The sequence below is a fragment of the Veillonella sp. T11011-6 genome (assembly GCF_002959755.1).
Classification (GTDB): Bacteria; Bacillota; Negativicutes; order Veillonellales; family Veillonellaceae; genus Veillonella.
The window spans coordinates 347,169-367,456 of the sequence record NZ_PPCW01000001.1 but is presented as its reverse complement, the minus strand read 5'-3'; the positions used below and the strand labels follow the sequence as shown (position 1 = coordinate 367,456).

20 protein-coding genes and 1 riboswitch are annotated in these 20,288 nt (G+C 35.9%); of the genes, 10 read left to right on the top strand and 10 right to left on the bottom strand.

The features are described 5' to 3' along the window. Positions 1-97: 97 nt before the first annotated feature. The 5 genes from mtnP to VRHSUH10_RS01710 all read left to right on the top strand — a co-directional run bounded on the left by mtnP (position 98) and on the right by VRHSUH10_RS01710 (position 5,492). Positions 98-892 (top strand): S-methyl-5'-thioadenosine phosphorylase, encoded by a 795-nt coding sequence (gene mtnP / locus VRHSUH10_RS01730; protein WP_105089206.1) that lies wholly within the window; start codon positions 98-100, stop codon positions 890-892. A 42-nt stretch (positions 893-934) separates the two neighbouring features. Continuing rightward, positions 935-1,999: an S-methyl-5-thioribose-1-phosphate isomerase gene (mtnA, locus tag VRHSUH10_RS01725; RefSeq protein WP_105089205.1), complete on the top strand. Its 1,065-nt coding sequence runs from the start codon at positions 935-937 to the stop codon at positions 1,997-1,999. A gap of 70 nt (positions 2,000-2,069) precedes the next feature. Continuing rightward, entirely contained in the window at positions 2,070-3,314 is a 1,245-nt protein-coding gene (locus tag VRHSUH10_RS01720) for an adenosylhomocysteinase (RefSeq protein WP_105089204.1), read from the top strand. A gap of 120 nt (positions 3,315-3,434) precedes the next feature. Beyond that, the gene (locus VRHSUH10_RS01715; RefSeq protein ID WP_060924576.1) at positions 3,435-4,724 is read left to right on the top strand and encodes an amidohydrolase; all 1,290 of its coding nucleotides are present in this window, start codon (positions 3,435-3,437) and stop codon (positions 4,722-4,724) included. 105 nt (positions 4,725-4,829) lie between these two features. Further along, positions 4,830-5,492, top strand: a complete 663-nt coding sequence (locus tag VRHSUH10_RS01710) for a hypothetical protein (RefSeq protein ID WP_024066208.1) — start codon at positions 4,830-4,832, stop codon at positions 5,490-5,492. A 111-nt stretch (positions 5,493-5,603) separates the two neighbouring features. Here VRHSUH10_RS01710 and VRHSUH10_RS01705 read toward each other — a convergent pair whose 3' ends face one another. Beyond that, positions 5,604-6,353 carry a class I SAM-dependent methyltransferase gene (locus VRHSUH10_RS01705; protein WP_105089203.1) on the bottom strand — a complete coding sequence of 250 codons (750 nt, stop codon included), beginning with the start codon at positions 6,351-6,353 and terminating at the stop codon, positions 5,604-5,606. Between the two features lie 147 nt (positions 6,354-6,500). On the opposite strand from VRHSUH10_RS01705, the gene VRHSUH10_RS01700 reads away from it, so the two are divergent. The 3 genes from VRHSUH10_RS01700 (at position 6,501) to VRHSUH10_RS01690 (ending at position 9,247) form a co-directional block, all read left to right on the top strand. Continuing rightward, positions 6,501-7,439 (top strand): DUF1848 domain-containing protein, encoded by a 939-nt coding sequence (locus VRHSUH10_RS01700; RefSeq protein WP_105089202.1) that lies wholly within the window; start codon positions 6,501-6,503, stop codon positions 7,437-7,439. 151 nt (positions 7,440-7,590) lie between these two features. Then, positions 7,591-8,502 (top strand): HAD family hydrolase, encoded by a 912-nt coding sequence (locus VRHSUH10_RS01695; protein WP_005386606.1) that lies wholly within the window; start codon positions 7,591-7,593, stop codon positions 8,500-8,502. A gap of 1 nt (position 8,503) precedes the next feature. Beyond that, positions 8,504-9,247, top strand: coding sequence for a DUF4241 domain-containing protein (locus VRHSUH10_RS01690; protein ID WP_105089201.1), 744 nt, complete (start codon positions 8,504-8,506; stop codon positions 9,245-9,247). 108 nt (positions 9,248-9,355) lie between these two features. Here the strand turns inward: VRHSUH10_RS01690 and VRHSUH10_RS09495 are convergent, their stop codons facing one another. The 3 genes from VRHSUH10_RS09495 to VRHSUH10_RS01680 form a co-directional block, all read right to left on the bottom strand. Beyond that, positions 9,356-9,505 (bottom strand): hypothetical protein, encoded by a 150-nt coding sequence (locus tag VRHSUH10_RS09495; RefSeq protein ID WP_005386608.1) that lies wholly within the window; start codon positions 9,503-9,505, stop codon positions 9,356-9,358. A gap of 669 nt (positions 9,506-10,174) precedes the next feature. Further along, on the bottom strand, positions 10,175-10,792 hold the full coding sequence (locus VRHSUH10_RS01685) for a phosphatase PAP2 family protein (RefSeq protein WP_105085630.1): 618 nt from the start codon (positions 10,790-10,792) through the stop codon (positions 10,175-10,177). 190 nt (positions 10,793-10,982) lie between these two features. Beyond that, the gene (locus VRHSUH10_RS01680) at positions 10,983-12,332 is read right to left on the bottom strand and encodes a VanW family protein (protein ID WP_105089200.1); all 1,350 of its coding nucleotides are present in this window, start codon (positions 12,330-12,332) and stop codon (positions 10,983-10,985) included. A 105-nt stretch (positions 12,333-12,437) separates the two neighbouring features. Between VRHSUH10_RS01680 and VRHSUH10_RS01675 the strand changes: the two genes are divergently transcribed. Beyond that, positions 12,438-13,448 (top strand): site-specific integrase, encoded by a 1,011-nt coding sequence (locus tag VRHSUH10_RS01675; protein ID WP_105089199.1) that lies wholly within the window; start codon positions 12,438-12,440, stop codon positions 13,446-13,448. Positions 13,449-13,526: 78 nt separating this feature from the next. On the opposite strand, the gene VRHSUH10_RS01670 is transcribed toward VRHSUH10_RS01675, so the two are convergent. After that, positions 13,527-13,835 carry a LysM domain-containing protein gene (locus VRHSUH10_RS01670; protein WP_105085627.1) on the bottom strand — a complete coding sequence of 103 codons (309 nt, stop codon included), beginning with the start codon at positions 13,833-13,835 and terminating at the stop codon, positions 13,527-13,529. 254 nt (positions 13,836-14,089) lie between these two features. Here VRHSUH10_RS01670 and lexA point away from each other — a divergent pair, with 254 nt between their 5' ends. Further along, entirely contained in the window at positions 14,090-14,761 is a 672-nt protein-coding gene (gene lexA / locus VRHSUH10_RS01665; protein WP_005386617.1) for a transcriptional repressor LexA, read from the top strand. Between the two features lie 125 nt (positions 14,762-14,886). On the opposite strand, the gene dapA is transcribed toward lexA, so the two are convergent. The 5 genes from dapA to argR all read right to left on the bottom strand — a co-directional run bounded on the left by dapA (position 14,887) and on the right by argR (position 20,060). Further along, complete coding sequence (dapA, locus tag VRHSUH10_RS01660) at positions 14,887-15,774, bottom strand: 4-hydroxy-tetrahydrodipicolinate synthase (RefSeq protein WP_105089198.1); 888 nt, start codon at positions 15,772-15,774, stop codon at positions 14,887-14,889. A gap of 21 nt (positions 15,775-15,795) precedes the next feature. Further along, the gene (locus VRHSUH10_RS01655; RefSeq protein WP_105089197.1) at positions 15,796-16,827 is read right to left on the bottom strand and encodes an aspartate-semialdehyde dehydrogenase; all 1,032 of its coding nucleotides are present in this window, start codon (positions 16,825-16,827) and stop codon (positions 15,796-15,798) included. Between the two features lie 23 nt (positions 16,828-16,850). Then, positions 16,851-17,648, bottom strand: coding sequence for a 4-hydroxy-tetrahydrodipicolinate reductase (gene dapB, locus VRHSUH10_RS01650; RefSeq protein WP_105089196.1), 798 nt, complete (start codon positions 17,646-17,648; stop codon positions 16,851-16,853). Between the two features lie 74 nt (positions 17,649-17,722). Beyond that, a riboswitch (Lysine riboswitch) is annotated at positions 17,723-17,894 on the bottom strand. A gap of 41 nt (positions 17,895-17,935) precedes the next feature. After that, positions 17,936-19,600 carry a DNA repair protein RecN gene (recN, locus tag VRHSUH10_RS01645; protein WP_105089195.1) on the bottom strand — a complete coding sequence of 555 codons (1,665 nt, stop codon included), beginning with the start codon at positions 19,598-19,600 and terminating at the stop codon, positions 17,936-17,938. Between the two features lie 4 nt (positions 19,601-19,604). Then, positions 19,605-20,060: an arginine repressor gene (gene argR, locus VRHSUH10_RS01640; RefSeq protein WP_024065706.1), complete on the bottom strand. Its 456-nt coding sequence runs from the start codon at positions 20,058-20,060 to the stop codon at positions 19,605-19,607. Positions 20,061-20,288: the final 228 nt, after the last annotated feature.

Sequence of the window (20,288 nt, the reverse complement as noted above, 5' to 3'; positions counted from 1 at the left end):
ATGTTGAAAAAATACAGGCTACTAGGTTTTTCCTATAGCCTGTTTTTCTATTCTATGAGAAAATAAAAGATAGAGTGATTAATAATAGGAGGTCACAATGAGTGCAATTGGCGTAATTGGTGGTACTGGCGTTTATGATCCATCCATCTTTGAAAATATTCATGAAGAATCCTTAATGACACCATATGGTGAAATAGATTATGTACAAGGTACATACCATGGGAAAACAGTAATCTTTGTTGCTCGTCACGGCAAAGATCATACAATTCCTCCACACAAAATTAATTATCGTGCTAATATTTGGGGCCTCAAAAAATTAGGCGTTACATTTATTATCTCCACGACAGCTGTAGGTTCCTTAAATGAAAACTTTAAGCCTGGTCATTTTGTGTTGACTGATCAATTCTTAGATTTCACAAAGAACCGCATCACTACATTCTATGAAGGTGGTGACCGTCCAGTAGCACATCTTGATGTTACAAATCCTTACTGCCCTGAATTACGTGACATTCTTCAAAAGGTAGGGACTGAACAAGGTCTCACAATTCATAATGGCGGTACCTATGTTTGTACAGAAGGTCCTCGTTTTGAAACACCAGCGGAAATTAAAATGTTCCACATGCTCGGTGGTGATACAGTAGGTATGACAAATGTACCGGAAGTAAACTTAGCTAATGAAGCAGAAATGGCATATGCTACTATTTCTATGATTACAAACTATGCAGCAGGTATTTCTGAATCTGCGTTGACACATGGTGAAGTGGTAGAAATGATGGGCGACATGGCTGCTCAACTTAAATCTCTTATTTTAGGTGCTATTGATGCAATCGATGTAGATGCTCGTTATGACGCGCATAATCGCATGCAAGAATATGGTGGCTTTAAACTATAATCCATTCATAACGAAACATAATAGTTCATCGAAGGAGAAGGTATGATTAATATTGAATGGCGTAAAGATACGCTAGTACTATTAGATCAAACTAAATTGCCTACTGAAATTACGTATGTTCACTGTACAGATTGGCGACAAGTGGCTGAAGCTATAAAAATGCTTCGCGTTCGTGGCGCACCTGCTATTGGTGTTGCTGCCAGTTATGGCCTCATTTTAGCGGCTATGGAAGCAGGCCGTTTGGAGGTTCCGTTTAGTGAACAACTTACAAGTTTATATGAATTTAGTGAGACCTTAAAGGAAACTCGTCCTACCGCAATTAACTTAGCTTGGGCCGTAGATCGTGTTATTTCTCTTGTAAAAAATCATGTTGAAAGTATGTCTTCTATGAGTGAAGTAGTAGATCTCATTAGAAAAGAGGCTATTACAATTCACGAAGAAGACGTGTCATTGAACCGTCGTATGGCTGAAGCAGGAGCAACTCTATTTGAAGGTCAAAAAAATATTCGCATTCTAACTCATTGTAATGCTGGTGCACTAGCTACAGGTGGTTTAGGAACAGCACTAGGTGTTGTCCGTAAATTACATGAAAATGGACAATTAGAACGCGTGTATGCTGATGAAACACGACCATTATTACAAGGTGCTCGACTTACTGCTTTTGAACTTCATGAGGATGGTATTCCTGTTACTCTTGAGACTGATAATATGGCGGCCTATGCGATGCAACATGGACTCATTGATGCCGTTATCGTCGGTGCTGACCGCATTACTACAAAAGGGGATGTAGCCAATAAAATTGGTACCTATGGTGTAGCAGTACTAGCTAAATTCCATAACATTCCATTCTATGTAGCAGCGCCATATAGCACATTTGATTTTACCCTTGAAAATGGTGCTGATATTCCTATTGAGATGCGCGACGATTATGAAGTTACATCATTGCATGGGGTTCAAACAGCACCTAATGGTATTGATGTGCTTAATCCAGCCTTCGATGTGACACCACATGAATTGGTGACTGCCATCATTACTGAAGAAGGTGTATTAAAACCGAACTATGAAGAGTCTATTGATAAGCTACGTCAGATCGTAGAATCTAAATAACAAAAAAATCCAAGTGGATTAACCATGCATATTTTTATTTAATCTACTTGTATGAGTAAAAGGAGATATTATGCAATCTTTAATTAAAGATATTAATTTAGCCGCAGAAGGCCGTAAGAAAATTGACTGGGTTTCTAACTTTATGCCTACATTAAATACATTGGGTGACCGCTTTGAAGCAGAACAAACTTTCAAAGGTCAAACAATTGTTGTAAGTGTTCACTTGGAAGCAAAAACAGCATACTTAGCTACTGTTTTAAAACGTGGTGGTGCTGATGTTATCGTAACTGGTTCCAATCCATTATCTACACAAGATGATGTGGCTGCAGGTCTCGTTGATATGGGCCTTACTGTATATGCTTGGTATGATTGTACTGAAGAGGAATACTTCAATTTCCTTAATAAGGCACTTGACCACAAACCACATATTATCATCGATGATGGTGGCGATTTGGTAAACTTGTTGCACACAACTCGCCAAGACGCAAAAGAACGCCTATTAGGTGGTAGTGAAGAAACTACTACAGGTGTACATCGTCTCTATGCATTAGAAAATGCAAAACAATTGACATTCCCTATGATTGCAGTAAACGATTCTTACTGTAAATATCTCTTTGATAATCGTTATGGTACAGGTCAATCTGTTTGGGATGGTATCATGCGTACTACAAACTTAACTGTAACAGGTAAAAACGTAGTTGTTGCTGGTTATGGCTGGTGCGGTAAAGGCGTTGCTATGCGTGCAAAAGGCCTCGGTGCTCATGTATATGTAACAGAAGTAGATCCAATTAAAGCTATTGAAGCTGTATTTGATGGTTTCAAAGTGTTACCTATGATTGAAGCTGCTAAAGTAGGGGATATTTTCTGTACTGTAACAGGTTGTAAAGACGTTATTGTAAAAGAACATTACGAAGTGATGAAAGATAAAGCAATCATGTGTAATGCAGGTCACTTCGACTGCGAAGTAAATGTAGCTGAATTAGCTGACCTTGCTGTAAGCCATGAGCGTGTTCGTCAAAATATCGAAGGCTATACTATGGCTGATGGCCGTAAACTATATGTATTGGCTGAAGGTCGCTTAGTTAACCTTGCAGCTGGTGATGGTCACCCAGCAGAAATCATGGACTTGTCCTTTGCTATGCAAGCCCTTGCTGCAGAGCATATCTTGAAAAACGGCAAAGAAATGGAGCCAAAAGTATATGTATTGCCTCATGAATTAGATGTGGAAATCGCTAAACTTAAATTGAACTCCATGGGCTATGATTTAGATTCTTTGACACAAGAACAAATCGACTACTTAACAAAAGTAAACTAATATTGAATGGAAATGTAATAGTAAATGATAGGCTTAGGTGTATTATTACTACTATATACTTTCAGAATTAATAACTATAACCGAGCTTTTATGGCTCGGTTATACCTATGAGGGAAGACTATGTCCGATTTATTGATTACTAATGTAGACGTCCTCACCGATGAGGGCGTTCTTAAAAATCATGCTATTGAAATTGAAAATGGCTATATTACAGCTATTTTAAAGGATAGTGAAGCTATTAAAGCAAAAGATACTGCTAAGGACGTACTAGATGGTAAAGGCCAATTGGCAGCGCCAGGTCTTGTAAATACGCACACTCATATTGCGATGGGGCTATTTAGAAACTATGCAGATGATCTTGAACTTATGGAATGGCTTGAAACTGCGATTTGGCCGACAGAAGCTAAGCTAAACGATGATTACGTACGTTATGGCACACAACTTGGAATTGCGGAAATGCTGCGTACTGGCACTACAACCTTTAGCGACATGTATTTCTTTATGAATACTACGGCTGAGGTAGTAAAAGAAACGGGCATTCGCTCTGTATTATCTCGTGGCTTAGCAGGTGTTTCTCCAACAGCAGATCAAGCATTAGTTGAGAATGCTGATTTATTCCGCACATGGAATGGCTTTGATAATGACCGCATCAAGGTATTATTAGGACCACATGCGCCATATACTTGTCCAGATGCTTATATGGAGAAGGTTATCTCCTTATCTCATGAATTAAACTGTGGCATTCACATGCACTTGTCCGAAACTAAAGGGGAAGTGGAGAATGTAATGAAAGCTACAGGTAAAACTCCAATCGCTCATATGCATGACCTAGGTTTATTCTGGAATACTACATTAGCTGCACACTGTGTTCATGTTACAGATGAAGATATGTCAATTATGGCTGAAAATAATGTAGCAGTAGCACATAATCCGCAATCTAACCTAAAATTAGCAAGTGGTATTGCACCTGTGCCTGAAATGATCGGTAAAGGTATAACCGTTGGTCTTGGTACGGATGGTTCCGCATCTAATAATAACGCGGATATGCTCGAAGAAGTACGCCTTGCTGCTACTCTACATAAAGCACGTCTCTACGATCCTAAAGCCATTCCTGCACAAGCAGCTTGGCATATGGGCACTGTAGAAGGCGCAAAAGCCCTTGGTTATACTGATCTTGGTGTATTAGCGAAAGGCTATCGTGCAGATATCGTGCTATATGACGTATCTGGTATGCACTGGATGCCTCGTTACAACGATTTAGCGGCACTTGTATACTCTGCTAACAGTTCTGATGTAAATACTACAATTGTAGGTGGCAAAGTTCTTATGAAAGACAAAGAATTGCTTACTATTGATGAAGAAAAACTTCGTGCAGAAATCACTAAGGCTCAAGAGTATTTCAGTAACTAATATATTAAAAAAACTATAGCTGTAATTGATTAGCTTTTTCTTGTCTAGTTTAGTACTAGTTAGGTTTGTATTTATATAATATAAGTTTGTATGCGAGGTACTGCTATGCTAAAAAGAATACTTCAATACCTTTCACTTTGTATCGCCTTAGTTAGTTTGTTGATATTAGCTGGTTGTAGTAGTAATAGTGCGTCTTCTCAGCCTAAAGGACCTGAAGGGGAATGGATTGCTTACTCAGGCTATACCGTTCAAAATGTAGTGAGTGCTGTTGACACGCCTATTTTTACGATGAATCTTACAGCTCGAAATGATAGTAAGACGATTTATACAGCAGATATGAAAGCTTATAACTATCAATATACGACGCCTGAAAAGAGACCTGTTATTGAATCTACTCAAATGGTAGGGGATATAAAGGAAACTCGTCTAAATTATATTACGGCACTTACACTTGTAATGAGTGCTAACGATATAGTAGGTAATGCAGATAGCTCAAATTCTAATACAATTAAGATGGATATTACTGGCATACCAAATACTGCTCTTATTTATGATTCAAAAACAGATACTATTAAATTTATGGATCAAACCTTTAAACGAGTAAACGAAACGAACAATTTACAAACATTAGCCGATGCGTATAAGAAAGATCTTCAAGTAGCTTCTAATAAATATTTAGAAGAGATTGGCAATGCAGCAAATCCTAAAACAAAGTTTATAACAACCTATAACTTTGATGACTCTATCATTAAAGACAATAAGAAATAATAAATAAAATAAAACCCACTCATAGTATGATATATTCCTTTATTAGATACCTAATAAAAGGGGTACATATCACATGGAGTGGGTTTATTTTGTAATGTTTTACTTTGAATGCTATTTTATTACTTTCACCAAGAACATTGGTACAGGAATATAAAATTCATCTTCTTCGTTGTAAATACGAGGACCTACTGTGGAGTCAATAGTGACGGAGCTAGCACCTAATTTTGTGAGCACTTCTTTATCCCATTGAGGGCGTGTAAAGGATGAAATTTCAAGCATATGATAAATCGTATGGCACCGCTCTTTTAAGTCATTGCTTACATGCTCATGGGCATGATGAACAGATTGTGGTAAGTCATGGTGATTGCGAGCATGTTCCGCATCATAATTGAGGATTAAACCGCCTGGACGAATGATGCGTAACCATTCAGCATAGGCTTTATCTGGATGTGGTAAGTTCCATGTTACATTGCGGGCTACAACGATATCAAAGGTATTGGAGTCAAAGCTGAGATTTTCAGCATCCATGACGGAGAAGGTAGCATCACAATCAAGGGATTCTGCCAGTTGATTTGCTTCGTCTATCATATTAGGCGTAATATCGATGCCGTGTACTGTATGTCCTAGTTGAGAGAGGATAATACTAAAGAAGCCTGCACCACAACCAATGTCTAAAATACGTAAAGAGCGATCAGAATCAAAGATATGACTCGTTAGTTCATCTCTCCATAATTTAAGTTTAGGGCTTTCTAATTCTTTAGCTCGCAATGACCCAAAATCACGTGCTCGATCGCTCCAATAAGCGGTAATAAACTCTTTGTCATCCTTCATAGGATGATTCTTTTCAAATATATCGTTCATCTTTTTGTTCTCCTCATTTTTAATACACTTAATAGTACCATAAAATGAGAATGTACCATACTATAAATATCACACTTACTACATAAATAATTAATATTGAATATGATATAATACATCTATATTTTTGTTTTATGAAAGGGCAGGACAATGATTTTGCAGACGGGACAACGTACGGATATTCCTGCCTTTTATGGGCAATGGTTGATTAATCGTGTTCATCAAGGATTTGTAGATGTACGAAATCCCTATAACCCAATGCAGATAACACGGTATCCTATTAATCATGAAGTAGTAGATGGTATTGCGTTTTGTACAAAGAATCCTTTGCCATTTATTCCGCTCTTACATGAAATAAATGATTATAGACAGTTTTGGCACATGACTATAACCCCTTATGGTCCAGATATCGAGCCCTATGTACCAAAAGCAGATTCTGTAATAGACGGATTTAAACAAATATCAACAAGACTGAATCCTCAATCCATGGTGTGGCGTTATGATCCTATTATTTTAACCCATATCTACACAATAGATTTCCATTTTGAAAGCTTTTATAACATGGCTAAGGCGCTAGAAGGATATACGGATACGGTAGTTGTAAGTTTCTTAGATATATTTGATAAGGTGGCTCAGAACTTCCCTGAAGGTTTTAGACCAAGTGTTGATGTACAACATAACATTATTAAGGAGCTTGTTTCTATTGCTCATTCTTGCAATATGGACCTTAAAACCTGTGGAGAAGGGGACGCATTTAAAGAATTAGGGGCTAATACGGAAGGTTGTTTGACCTTAGATTGTTATGAACGGGCTTGGAATGTTACGTTAAAAGCACCTAAACGGACACCAGCGAGACCAGAATGTAATTGTTATTTACATGGTGATATAGGTGCCTATGATAGTTGTAGTCATTTCTGTCGCTATTGTTATGCTAATACAAATCAGGCGGCGGTCCGGCATAATCGTTTGTTACATGATCCAAATTCTAGTTTACTTATTGACCAGCTTTCAAAAACAGCAATTATTAAAGAAAGCATGGAAAAAAGCTGGATTGTTGATACAAATTACAGGCAAGAAACTCTATTTTAGATGGAATTACGATGCTATATAACGCTGTTTCGTTGACGTATCGTGTAAAATAGATAACAAAGGGGGTTGTCAAAGGGACACCTCAGGAATATAAGAGAGTGAATAGACTTATTAATTGTTTAGTTGTTTTATTATCACAAGGAGGTGTCGTATGATAACATACAAAAGTGATACTAAAGATTCATCCTTAGTATCACGTGAAGATTCTATGCCAGTTCTTGCCATGTGCTATGATTTTGATAAGACTTTAACCCCTGATGATATGCAGGCACAAGGCTTTATTCAATCTGTTGGCTATGATGAGGAGCAAATCAAGCAGTTCTGGCAAGAATCTAATCAATTGGCTAAGAAAAATGATATGGATAATAACTTAGCCTATATGTACAAGATGATTCAAGAAGCAGTAGGTCGCTTTTATGTAACTAAAGAAAAGCTCATGGAATATGGGAATCAAGTAGAATTGTATGACGGTGTTCGCACTTGGTTTGAACGTATTCGAGAATATGGATTAGAACATGGGGTACGCATTGAGCATTATATTATCTCTTCTGGATTGAAAGAGATGATAGAAGGCACTGAAATGGCGAAAGAGGGAGCTTTCACAAAAATCTATGCCAGCGCATTCATGTTTGATGATAAGGGCGTAGCTGTGTGGCCTGCGCAAGCAATTAACTATACGAATAAAACTCAGTTTTTGTTCCGTATTCAAAAGGGGATTCTAGATATTAATGATACAGGCGTTAACGATTATATTAAGCCTGAGGACCAACGTGTCCCATTCCGCAATATGATTTATATTGGGGATAGTGATACAGATATTCCTTGCATGAGCCTTGTTAACGCAAATGGAGGCCATTCCATAGGTGTGTATGATCCTATTAAAAAGGATAAAGATAAGGTGTATAAGATGATGCGTCATCACCGTATACGCTATTATGCACCTGCAGACTATACAAATGGTTCCCAGTTAGATACATTAGTTAAACAAATTATACGTAAAACAGCAGCATATGAAGTGTTAGAGGGTGAGTATATTCATTGTAAACACGAAGCAGAGGAGTAATATGGAACAATCTAAATTGACAAGTGAATGGATTCAAACGTTTAATCGTTTAGGTTCTGAAGGTAAATTAAAACCTACCGTACCATATCATGATTTATTCAACCGTAAAGAGCTAAAAGGATTTCCCTTACATACATTGCCTATGTGGACTGTAACATTCCCAACAGGCCATATTACGTGCTGTGATCCTTTGGTAACATTACCTAATAAACCAGATACGTATATTAGAACGATAGAACCAGGTACGTATTTATTAGAAACAAAAATTATTGAAATGGAACCAAATGAGTATCGCTATGTGGCAAGTCGTGTTGTTTTTAGTGGCAATGAGCCTGTGAACTATGAATTGGCTTTAAAAGGTACGGAAGACTTAACAGATCTTGATGATGGTGAAAGCTACATCGGGTTCCCTGTAGATTCTGGACTGGCTACTGTGGTTGATGCAGAAACTATCGAAACCTATAGAAAGTTCTATGATCAATGGCATACAAACTATCCTGATAAAAATATCTATGATGATTACTACAGTGATTTGTTCCAGTTAAATGCATTGGCATATCCACAATTCCAACGGTCTAAAGGGGATTGGATTAACTTTACAATTCCTGATACTGAACTTACAGTACCTATGATTCAATCCGGCTTTGGTGATGGTTTATATCCTGTATACTGGGCCTTTGATAAAGATGGTCAAATTTGCCAATTGATTATGGAGTATATCGATTGCAGCGAAGCATATCAATAATATGATCTAGTGTAGTATGTAAAGATATAAACCTAATAAACTTAATATATACAAAAAAGACGCTTAGCATACTAAGCGTCTTTTATATATTATATTTAATTGTAAGGTCTAAACTCCGAAAATCCAGTTAACGAATACACGAAGGATACTAAGACCTACAATAATTTCAGCTAAGAATCTTAAGGAACCTTCCATACCATTACCTAAATGTTTTAAACTGCCAATTTTGGCTTTACTTACGATGTCACACCAGCACATATAATACCTCCGTGAGAGTTAATATGAGTAAATTACATAACTTATATGCTTATTTTACAACCTTATATCAAAAATTTCAATATGTATTTAAAATTAAATAATAATAATTCTACACATACATCTATAATAATAAAATTATAGTTACCATAAACCTACATAAAATAAGGAATCATAAGCATCTAGTTAGTTTGGTATATATTAAGGTTATGTAAGACTTATATAAATATATATAGCTAAATGATGTTATATAAAAAGATAGTTGTATTAGATACTAAACATTATTTAAGAGCTTATATGTATATACACCTTAGGTTAATGATTAATAAGCTTAGAAAACATAATTTAAATATTTACATATATTAAGTTTTATATAGTGAGATTAACTAGGTTACATAAATTAAATTAGAATTATAAGGTTAGATAAATTGAGTTAAATATTGTGTAATAGACTGGATTACATAATATGAAACGATAGGATCTGTTGATTGAGTAATTTAAAGGCTTATATGGGTTGAAATGTATTTAAACTAGCTTATATATATAGGCTAGTTTTTTATTTGTTTTTAAATTACTTCTGATAACGATATATTATCGGAAGTAATTATATTAAGAAAATTGGGCCTAATTGGCCCAATCCCTTATGTTATATGATTTTTTAGTTTTTTAAGCTTATTTACGTTTAAATGTATATGGTTCGTATTCTACATCTTTATTACGGTTAGTCCACCAGTTCCAACCAACTCTTGCTAACTTCCAAGCAATGAACCCTACGATAATTCCCAATACTAAACCTGTTAATACATCTGTTGGATAATGTACAAATAGATATACTCTAGAAAATGCTACTACTAATGACCCAAGTAATGCTATAATTCCCAAATATCGCTTCTGAGGCGCTATTTGGCTCAAGCCTAGGTAAATGGTCATGGCTGATGCAAATGAACCAAAACTATGGCCTGACGGGAATGAATAACTATTTGCTTTAGGTAATGCAGATTCTAATGGTACTGTTATATTAGGAAAATCTACAAATGGCCTTAATCTAGCTACATGTGGTTTTAAACCTTGGTCACCGATGATAAATACAAATCCTAAGGCAATAATTATAGCTACGCCTAATACACGATATTTTTTCTGTAACATTAATAACAAGGCAATTACAATCCATAAGGCACCGCTGCCAGTAATTTTTGAAATAAATGCCATAATAGGCGTTAAAAAACTATATACAAGGTGATCATGTACATAGAAGATTAAAGAGTGATCAAATTGTAAGATTGTGTCCATAGTGTCCTCTTCTATTTTTATTAAATGATAATCGTTGAGAATGAATTGATAATGTTCTCTGTTATTGAGTAATTTATTCTAACATACTGGATTATGTATCAAATGATTTCTCAATTATAGTTCAAATAATAGCCTAAACTATTTGTTTCATATGGTCAATAGTTTAGGCTATATTTAATAAAATCTTTAATTATGATTTCTTTTTATCCGTTTTGTTAGGTGGATTTGGTGGCGCTGCTGCAGGCATTGTAATAATCGTATCTACTGGATCATATACAGACTCAAAGGAATCTGTTTGTGTAACCCAATTACCATAGGTAATGGTTCTATACGTATTCATTGTTAAACCTACATGCCCCTCCTGCACTTCTTTTTCTTTTAATGCTGGATCTACCCTAGTGATAGTCTTATTAGGAATTTCGCCATAATCACCTACAGAAATAGAAACATTTTTAGGCTTATCTTGAGCTGTACCTATAATGTAGATCGTTAACGTTCCATTATTCATAACACTAAGGATATAAATGGATTGTTGGTAAGGATTTCTAAACTTAAAGTCTAAATAGCCCCAAGCTACTGTAGCATCCCGACCAGCTTGAATATATCCTACTGGCTCAAAGTGTGGTGTACGCTCGATAATATTCATACCGGATAATAACGCTGTATTAAATATAGTTGAACTTACTTGGCAAATGCCACCACCAATACCTGGAACCAATTTACCATCAATCATAACAGGTGCATCATCATAGCCGGCCTCTGCAGTACGTTCACCGACAACATCGTTAAAGGAGAACTGTGCGCCCGGTTTAATTAGGGTACCGTTTATTTTATCAGATGCTAATTGGATATTATGGGTTCTACTTTCATTACTAGGATCATACTCTGTAGTGTAAGACGCTAATACCGTATTCAATGGTTTTAAATCGGCATCACTTACTTTTACAGTATTCTGTGTAGTAAATACCATAGACAAGGAATTAATACTATCACCGGCCTGTAAATCATCTTTTAATTTCTTAAGGGTAGCATCAATATCGATACGCTTACCTTCCTTTGCAGGATGGAATACCACTTGTCCATTCTCAAGACTTAAATATGCATCATGACCAGGGGTATCAATTGTTTTTGCCAACTCTGTTAGATATGTTTTACCCTTAACTTCATCAAGCTTATATTGTGGTGTAAAGTGTTGTCCATAATAGAATGCATGGAATCTATGTGAAAGCAGTGTCCACAAATCCTCTTCATAGCCATAGGTAGAAATAGCTTTTACCATTGCATCAGTATCGATTTGAATCCCTAAATCATGATAGGAAGCTTGTTGTTTTTTATTATTGCCCATATCAATAGATATGGTTTGTGGAATTTTACTATTTAAATCTTGTAAGCGAGCTTGTAATTCATTCTTAGGTGTATTAGATAGATCTGTATCATTGTAATATACACCATAAGAAATATTTTCTGTTGGAATGTATGAACAGCCGCTCGTCCCTAAGAGAACAAGCATTGTTCCTACTAAAATATATTTCTTTGTCATTATTTATAAACTCTCCCGAATTAGTTATCATATTCTCTAATTATAGCATATTACCGTCCAATCTATGGTACAATTATATTGATAATTTTAGGGTAAGGGTGAACTATGTCAAAGTCTAAAGAGCAACAGAAACATTTCTATTTGCGCAATAATGATGCGCTTATGAATAGCACTAAGTTGTCTATGAAAGCAAAACAAAGCATATTGTTATCTAAGGCTGAGAATACTGTTGATGCGTACGAATCGGATTGGGATGATTTCGTTGATTGGTGTACCTATCAAAAGGTATCTTATTTTCCAGCCACACCAGAAACAATTGTGAACTATATAAATGATCTAGCTGATTATGCTAAGGCTAATACAATATCTCGTCGCATTAGCGCCATATCGGAGAATTATAATGCTTCTGGTCATAGGGAGAATCCTTGTATGGCACCTATAGTAAAACAAGCGTTACGAGGGATTAGACGTTTAAAAGGTACGTTCCAACAAGGTAAAACACCAGTTCTATTAGAAGATATTGAAGATATTCTGGAGTGTATGGATAAACTAGATGTGTCTGAGTTGCAATTATTGCGTGATAAAGCCATACTTTTAATTGGATTTATGGGGGCTTTTCGTCGTAGTGAAATTGCGGCCATTACAGTAGAACATCTTCAGTTTTCTCCACAAGGTGTTGAAATCTTTGTACCATCATCAAAAGCTGACCAAGAAGGTCAAGGTGCTGTTGTAGCGATTCCGCACCTATCTGGTTCTCCACTTGACGCAGTACGTGCCTTACAGCAATGGTTACGTGCCTCTGGTATTACGGAAGGTCCTGTATTTAGAGGTTTTACTAAAAATATGTCACTTCGTAAAACAGCTATATCCGATAAAATGATTGCAGAAATTGTAAAGAAATATGTTTCTCTCATTGGTCTTGATCCATCTATGTATGGTGCCCACAGTTTACGTCATGGATTTGCCACAACTGCAGCAGCTTATGGTGTGGAAGAACGTAATATTATGAGACAAACACGTCATCATAGTGTTAATATGGTTCGTCGCTACATTAATGAAGCCAATAAGTTTGTAGATAATCCTATTTCAACAATCTTTGAAAAACGATTTAGATAAAAACAAAATTTAAATAACAAAAAGCAGCTATCTCTATCAGAGTAGCTGCTTTTTTGCGTGGGTTATACCCATATATATTTAGTTTTGAGCCACATAGTCCAAAGCTCTAACTGGACTATCATTTTTCTTAACTGGTACTTTTAAAACTGTACCAGGAACTAATGCACCAGAGTCATCAATTTTGTTAAGTTCCTTCATAGCATATACCATTTCACGAACATCCATATCTTTATGAGCTGTGCGAGCTGCAATATCCCACATAGTATCTCCTGCTTGAACCTTTACTTCACGGACAGCATGTGTATTTGCTTCTGTTACAGGGGTTGTCATATTATAGCCGAACAAGATTGTTAAGCACATTCCTACCATCATTAATATATTTTTCATCTCATACCTCACATTTACATCGAACATAATATCTGAGAACATTTGTTTGTTTACATGCTTATATTAGCACACGAACGAATGTTCGGTCAAGTGTTTTAGAACAAATGTTTGCAAAAACTTTTAAAATTGCCTATAATAGGTATATAAGATTAGTAATTATCTTATGTTTTTATTATATAGTACGAAATGAGTAAATTTTTCCTCATATACATATTGATATTATTTTGACATTACATTGATTATGGAGGTTCATCGTGAGACGCCCTGCTACAGATATTAATACAAAACAGCGCCGTATATTAGATTTTATTAAGGACTCTTTACATAATGAATATCGTTGTCCTACTGTTCGAGAAATCTGTACACATGTAGGCCTTAGTTCTACTTCTACTGTGCAATCTCATTTGAATGCTCTTGAAAAGTTTGGTTATATTAAACGCGATCCTAATAAAAATCGGGCTATTACAGTATTAGAGGATACAAAACCTTCTATTTCTGTAGACGGTAATGAAACATCAAGTTCTGATAATTTTGAGTTCTTAGGGGCTGGGTTGAAACAAGTGCCTCTTATTGGTACTGTACAAGCAGGTATGCCTATTACAGCGGTAGAAAATTTAGAGTCTACTCTTACATTACCTGTTCAATTAACTGGTGATTCTGACTGCTTTTTACTACGCGTTCAAGGCGAATCCATGATGAATATTGGTATGTATGAAGGTGATATGCTCATCGTACGCCATCAAAATACTGCTAATAATGGTGATGTTGTTGTAGCACGTATCGATGATGAAGCTACAGTAAAACGTTTTTATAAAGAAAATGGTCATATTCGTTTACAACCTGAAAATGACGACTTTGATCCAATCATCGTAGATGATTGTCATATTGAAGGTCTTGTTATTGGTCTTGTACGAGATAGAATATAAAAAAATCGGCAACTTACGGTTGCCGATTTTTTATTATTAGGCTATAACTGTTAGTAACTAATAGAAGAATTATAAAACAAAACCAGTAACTACAATGTAGCTACTGGTTTTATAGTTATAATATATTATTGTAAATATTCCGCTAATGCTTTATCAATATATGCTGATTCATCAGCAGTTGGATCACACATTGGTAAATTAAATACACCAGCAGGTAAACCTATTTTACGGACTGCATATTTAACAGGAATAGGATTTGTAGTAATAAACATAGCTTTTATGATATCCGCTAAGCTTTGATGAATACGAAGTGCTTCGTGATTATGACCAGATTCATAAGCTTGAATCATCGCATTCATATCTTTGCCCGCTACATGAGAAACTACGGATACAACACCGCATGCTCCCACAGATAGCATTGGTAATGTAAGACCATCATCCCCACTATATACCATGAAGTCGTCCTCAGGCATTAAGCGTTTGATTTCAGATGCAATCATAAGATTGCCACTAGCCTCTTTAATGGCGCATACATGTGGATACTCACTATGTAATTGTGCTAGTGTTGTTGGGAAAATGCCTGTTCCTACACGGCTTGGTACATTATATACCATGATTGGCAGTGTAGTAGCCTCTGCAATAGCTTTAAAGTGTAAGTATTGACCTTGTTGATTTGGCTTATTGTAGTAAGGTACTACAACTAATAAACCATCGATTCCATCAATTTTAGATACTTCTTTTACAAAGTCTACAGAAGCTTTTGTGTCATTTGAACCTACATTAGCAATAATAGAACCTTTATGACCACATTCTTTAGCAATAGCTGTAAATAATGCTAATTTATCCTCTTTTGACATGGATGGATTTTCCCCTGTTGTACCACATACAACGAGTCCATCGGATCCATTATCTAATAAATGATGAGCAATAGCTACACTATTTTCTATGTTAAGGGATCCATCATTATTAAATGATGTAATCATAGCCGTTAATACTCGACCAAAGGTTTTCATATCTGTCCTCCCCTTGATAGATTAAAATGCTTGTTTTTCTACCAAGTACTCAGCAATTTGCAACGCATTAAGTGCTGCACCTTTACGAATTTGGTCCCCTACAATCCAGAAATTCATACCTTTGTCGTTATATAAATCTTTACGAATACGACCAATTTCACAGTCATTTTGATTAGACGTATATAATGGCATTGGATAAATTTGTTCTGCAGGATTATCTTTTACTTGTAAACCTGGGAATTTTTCACATGCTGCTTTGAAAGCTTCTACAGAAACTGGTTCAGCTGTTTCTACTAAAACAGATTCAGAGTGGGAACGATACACTGGAACACGTACAGTAGTTGGTACTACTTGAATTGTGTCGTCATGAAGAATTTTTTGTGTTTCATTGACCATTTTCATTTCTTCTTTTGTGTAATCATTGTCCAAGAACACATCGATTTGTGGCAATAAGTTAAATGCTACAGGATAATGTTTAGGGGCAGAACCTGTTGGCAATAAGTTTGCAGTCATTTCTTCACCAGCAGCATATTGTTTTACTTGGTTTTCAAGTTCTTCAATACCCTCTTTACCAGCACCGGATACTGCTTGATATGTACTTACAACGATGCGTTTAATTGGAGAAATATCATGTAGTGGTTTTAGACCTAAGCTCATAATAATAGTAGAGCAATTTGGGTTAGCAATAATACCTTTATGTTTTAAGATATCTTCTGGATTTACTTCTGGTACAACAAGAGGTACTTCAGGATCCATACGGAATGCACTAGAGTTATCGATAACAATTGCACCACGTTTAGCTGCTTCTGGTGCTAATGTTTTAGAAATAGAACCACCTGCAAATAATGCGATATCAATATTTTCAAAGGATTCTGGCTTTGCTTCCTCTACTACATATGTTTTTCCATTCACTATAAGTTCAGTACCTGCAGAACGAGCAGATGCCAACAATTTTAAATTTTCATATGGGAAATTACGCTCTTCAATCAGTGTAATAAATTCAGCACCTACTGCACCAGTAGCACCAAGAATTGCAACATTAGGTTTTTTCATTACTATATCTCCTTGCTCTAATATTATAAATAATGCTCTAAGCCGTAAGTTAAACCAGTTTTAGCACTAATTTTTTTACATGCTAATACTACACCTGGCATGAAGGAAAGTCGGCTTAAACTATCGTGACGAATTGTTAACGTTTCATCATAGCCACCAAATAGTACTTCTTGGTGAGCTACGTAACCAGGTAAACGAACGCTGTGGATTGTTACGTCATCAACCTTAGCGCCACGAGCACCTGGTAAACTTTCACGAGTCAAATCCTCATCAGGCGTTGCATTCGCAGCTTGTTTAGCTTCGTTAATTAATTTAGCTGTTAAAATAGATGTACCAGATGGAGCATCGTATTTATGGTTATGATGTAGTTCAATAATCTCTACATTAGGGAAATATGGTGCTAATTCTGCAGAAACCTTCATCATCATAACTGCACCAAGAGAGAAATTAGGAGCTACAAGGCAATTGGCATTATTTTGGCGACCAATAGCATCTAATTCGTCACGTTGTTCCGCAGTTAAACCTGTAGTACCAATAACTACATGAATACCTGCAGATAACATTTTTTTAGCATTTTCATAAATAACAGCAGGATTTGTAAAATCTACAATTACATCAGGTTTATTAGTATTTAGAACCTCATCAATGGAGGCATTCATTGTAATTCCTAATTGTTCGATGCCTGCTACGGAGCCTACATCTTGACCTGCCTTAGTAGGATCGATACCGCCTACCAATGTTAACTCAGGATCATTATGTACTGCTTTGACTACTTCGCGGCCCATTTTACCGCCAGCGCCATTTACCATTACTCGAATCATATATACCTCCAAAAAAGCCAGTGGATGCATCCACTGGCCTTATAGTTTATATAGCTTATAACTGTTACTAAAAGCTCAATGATAGCACTCCACCAATTCAAATTGATGACAGTCGTCCATTTATTAAATAGACAACCAGAACGATGAGTCGCAATCACCGAACTTCGGCAAGCATCCCTTTTATCATGGATCAATGCATGCCTACTCCTCATGATTACTATTTATACTCGCACCTCTATCAACATATTCACTTAATACTATTAGTATAAGTAATTATGCGATTTTAGTCAATTAAAATGGGCAATTAGTTCTTTTGCCGCTGCTAATGCTGTTGAGGACATACCTCGACCAGACATCATGGAAGCGATTTGCGTAACACGTTCATCCTCATTAAGTACAGATAATGTTGAAACTGTACGGTCATCTTGCTCTATTTTAGACAAGTGATAATGCTGCTTAGCAATACTTGCAGTTTGAGGTAAATGAGTGATACAGAATACTTGATTAGTTTTAGATAGATGTAGAATCTTTTCAGCTACTTTTAACGCTATATCTCCACTGATACCAACATCGATTTCATCAAATACCATTGTTTTGAAAGTGTCAGTACGGAATACAGATTTGAAGGCTAGCGCAATACGAGCTAATTCACCACCAGAGGCTACCTTGTGAAGCGGTAATAATTGCTCCCCTTTATTGGCAGAAAATAGTAGTTCAATTGATTTAGCACCTAAAGGAGATAATCCTTCGCCGTCCTCTATATGGAACTGAATATCACCTTTTGGCATTCCTAAATCTACTAATTCTTGATGTAATGCACTAGCTATAGCTTTTGCATTTTTTTGACGAATGTCATGTAAAACCGTTAAAGCCTCTTCTGCTACTTTTTGCACTTTATGAAGACGAGCCTCTAATTCATCTTGTGCAAATACAAGGCTTTCAAGTTCTTCTAAACGGGCTTGTGCTTTTTCTTCGTATCCTAGAATTTCTTCTATGGTTTCACCATATTTTTTCTTTAACCCATAAAGTAATGTGTCACGATCTTGACAATACTTATAGCGCTCTTCATCATAGCTGATAGTATCTCTGTAGCGATCTAATGATTGGGCTGCTTCCTCTAATTGAAAATAAGCAGAGTCAACCATTTCAGATACTTCCTTTAATTCACTATCATACTTTACAAGATCATTAACCTCTACCTTGATAGAGTTAATAGTGTCTAGTAATGGTTGACGTCCATTATAGAAGGCGTCATAACAAGAACCTAATACCTTATCAATATGCTCAAAGCTATCAAGACGTTTTAATTCTTCTGCAATAGAGATATCTTCACCCATAGTGAGACCAGCTTCTTCAATTTCATCAATTTGGTATCGTAGCATATCGAGCTCACGTGCTCGTTCAGACATATTTTCTTGTAAGTGATCCACATCTTGTTTAGCTTGCTTATATACTTTATAGGCATCTAAATAGGCCTTATAAGCTACTTGGCCTTCTTTATTATACGTATCCAAATATTCATGATGAGTATCTGCATCTAACAATCGTTGATTGCTATATTGACCATGAATATCTGCTAAATATTGACCAATTTCTTTTAATGCTTTTAATGGTATAGGTTGATCATTAGCTAAGATAGTAGATTTACCATTGCGATTAAATGAACGGGAGAGAATTAATTCCCCATCTTCAACCATAATATTTTTAGATTCTAATAGCTCTTGTATACTTTGGTGATCGGCAATATCAAATATTCCATCTATAACAAAACTATCTTTACCGTGACGAATGAACTCGCTGCTTGCGCGTTCTCCCAAAAGGATACTAAAGGCATCCATTAATATGGATTTCCCTGCCCCAGTTTCGCCGGTAAAGATAGTTATGCCATCATTAAATGAAATATTCATTTGCTCAATCAACGCAAAGTTGCGAATGCTCATTTGCGTTAACATCTATTTAGTCCTTCATTAAATCTTGAATTTTAGCTAAAATCGCTGGAACTTCAGCTTCAGATTTTGCAATTAACAAAATTGTATCATCACCAGCTAATGTACCAATAATTTCAGACCATTTTGCATGGTCAATGGAAAATGCTACGGATTGAGCTGAACCAGGAATTGTATGTAATACTACTTGATTTAAGCTGTGATCTACCTTAATTAGAGAATCTTGGAATAATCGATTGATTCGACTACGAGATAGAACTACATTTTCTTCTGGAGATAATGCATATCGATAGTGTCCATCGCCTGTAGGAATTTTGATTAACATCAATTCCTTAATATCACGAGAAACTGTAGCTTGCGTTACTTCAATACCTTCTTCTAATAAGGCCGCTGCTAATTCCTCCTGAGTTTCAATCGCCTTGGACTGCACGATTTCTTTGATTTTGTTATAGCGATAGCGTTTCATTTTGAACTCCCTTTTTTAAACCTTGCACATAAAAGAGAATAGTATCTTTCTGCTATTATTATACCATATATTCATAATTAATATATGGTATAAATTGAATGTCTCATACTAGTTATGCATATTATATTAATATTTAAAATATTGTTAATTTTCTATATACTGATAGCGTATAAACACATATCCTATAGGCTTCATCTATTTATATGAAATTAATAATTTAAAATTAGA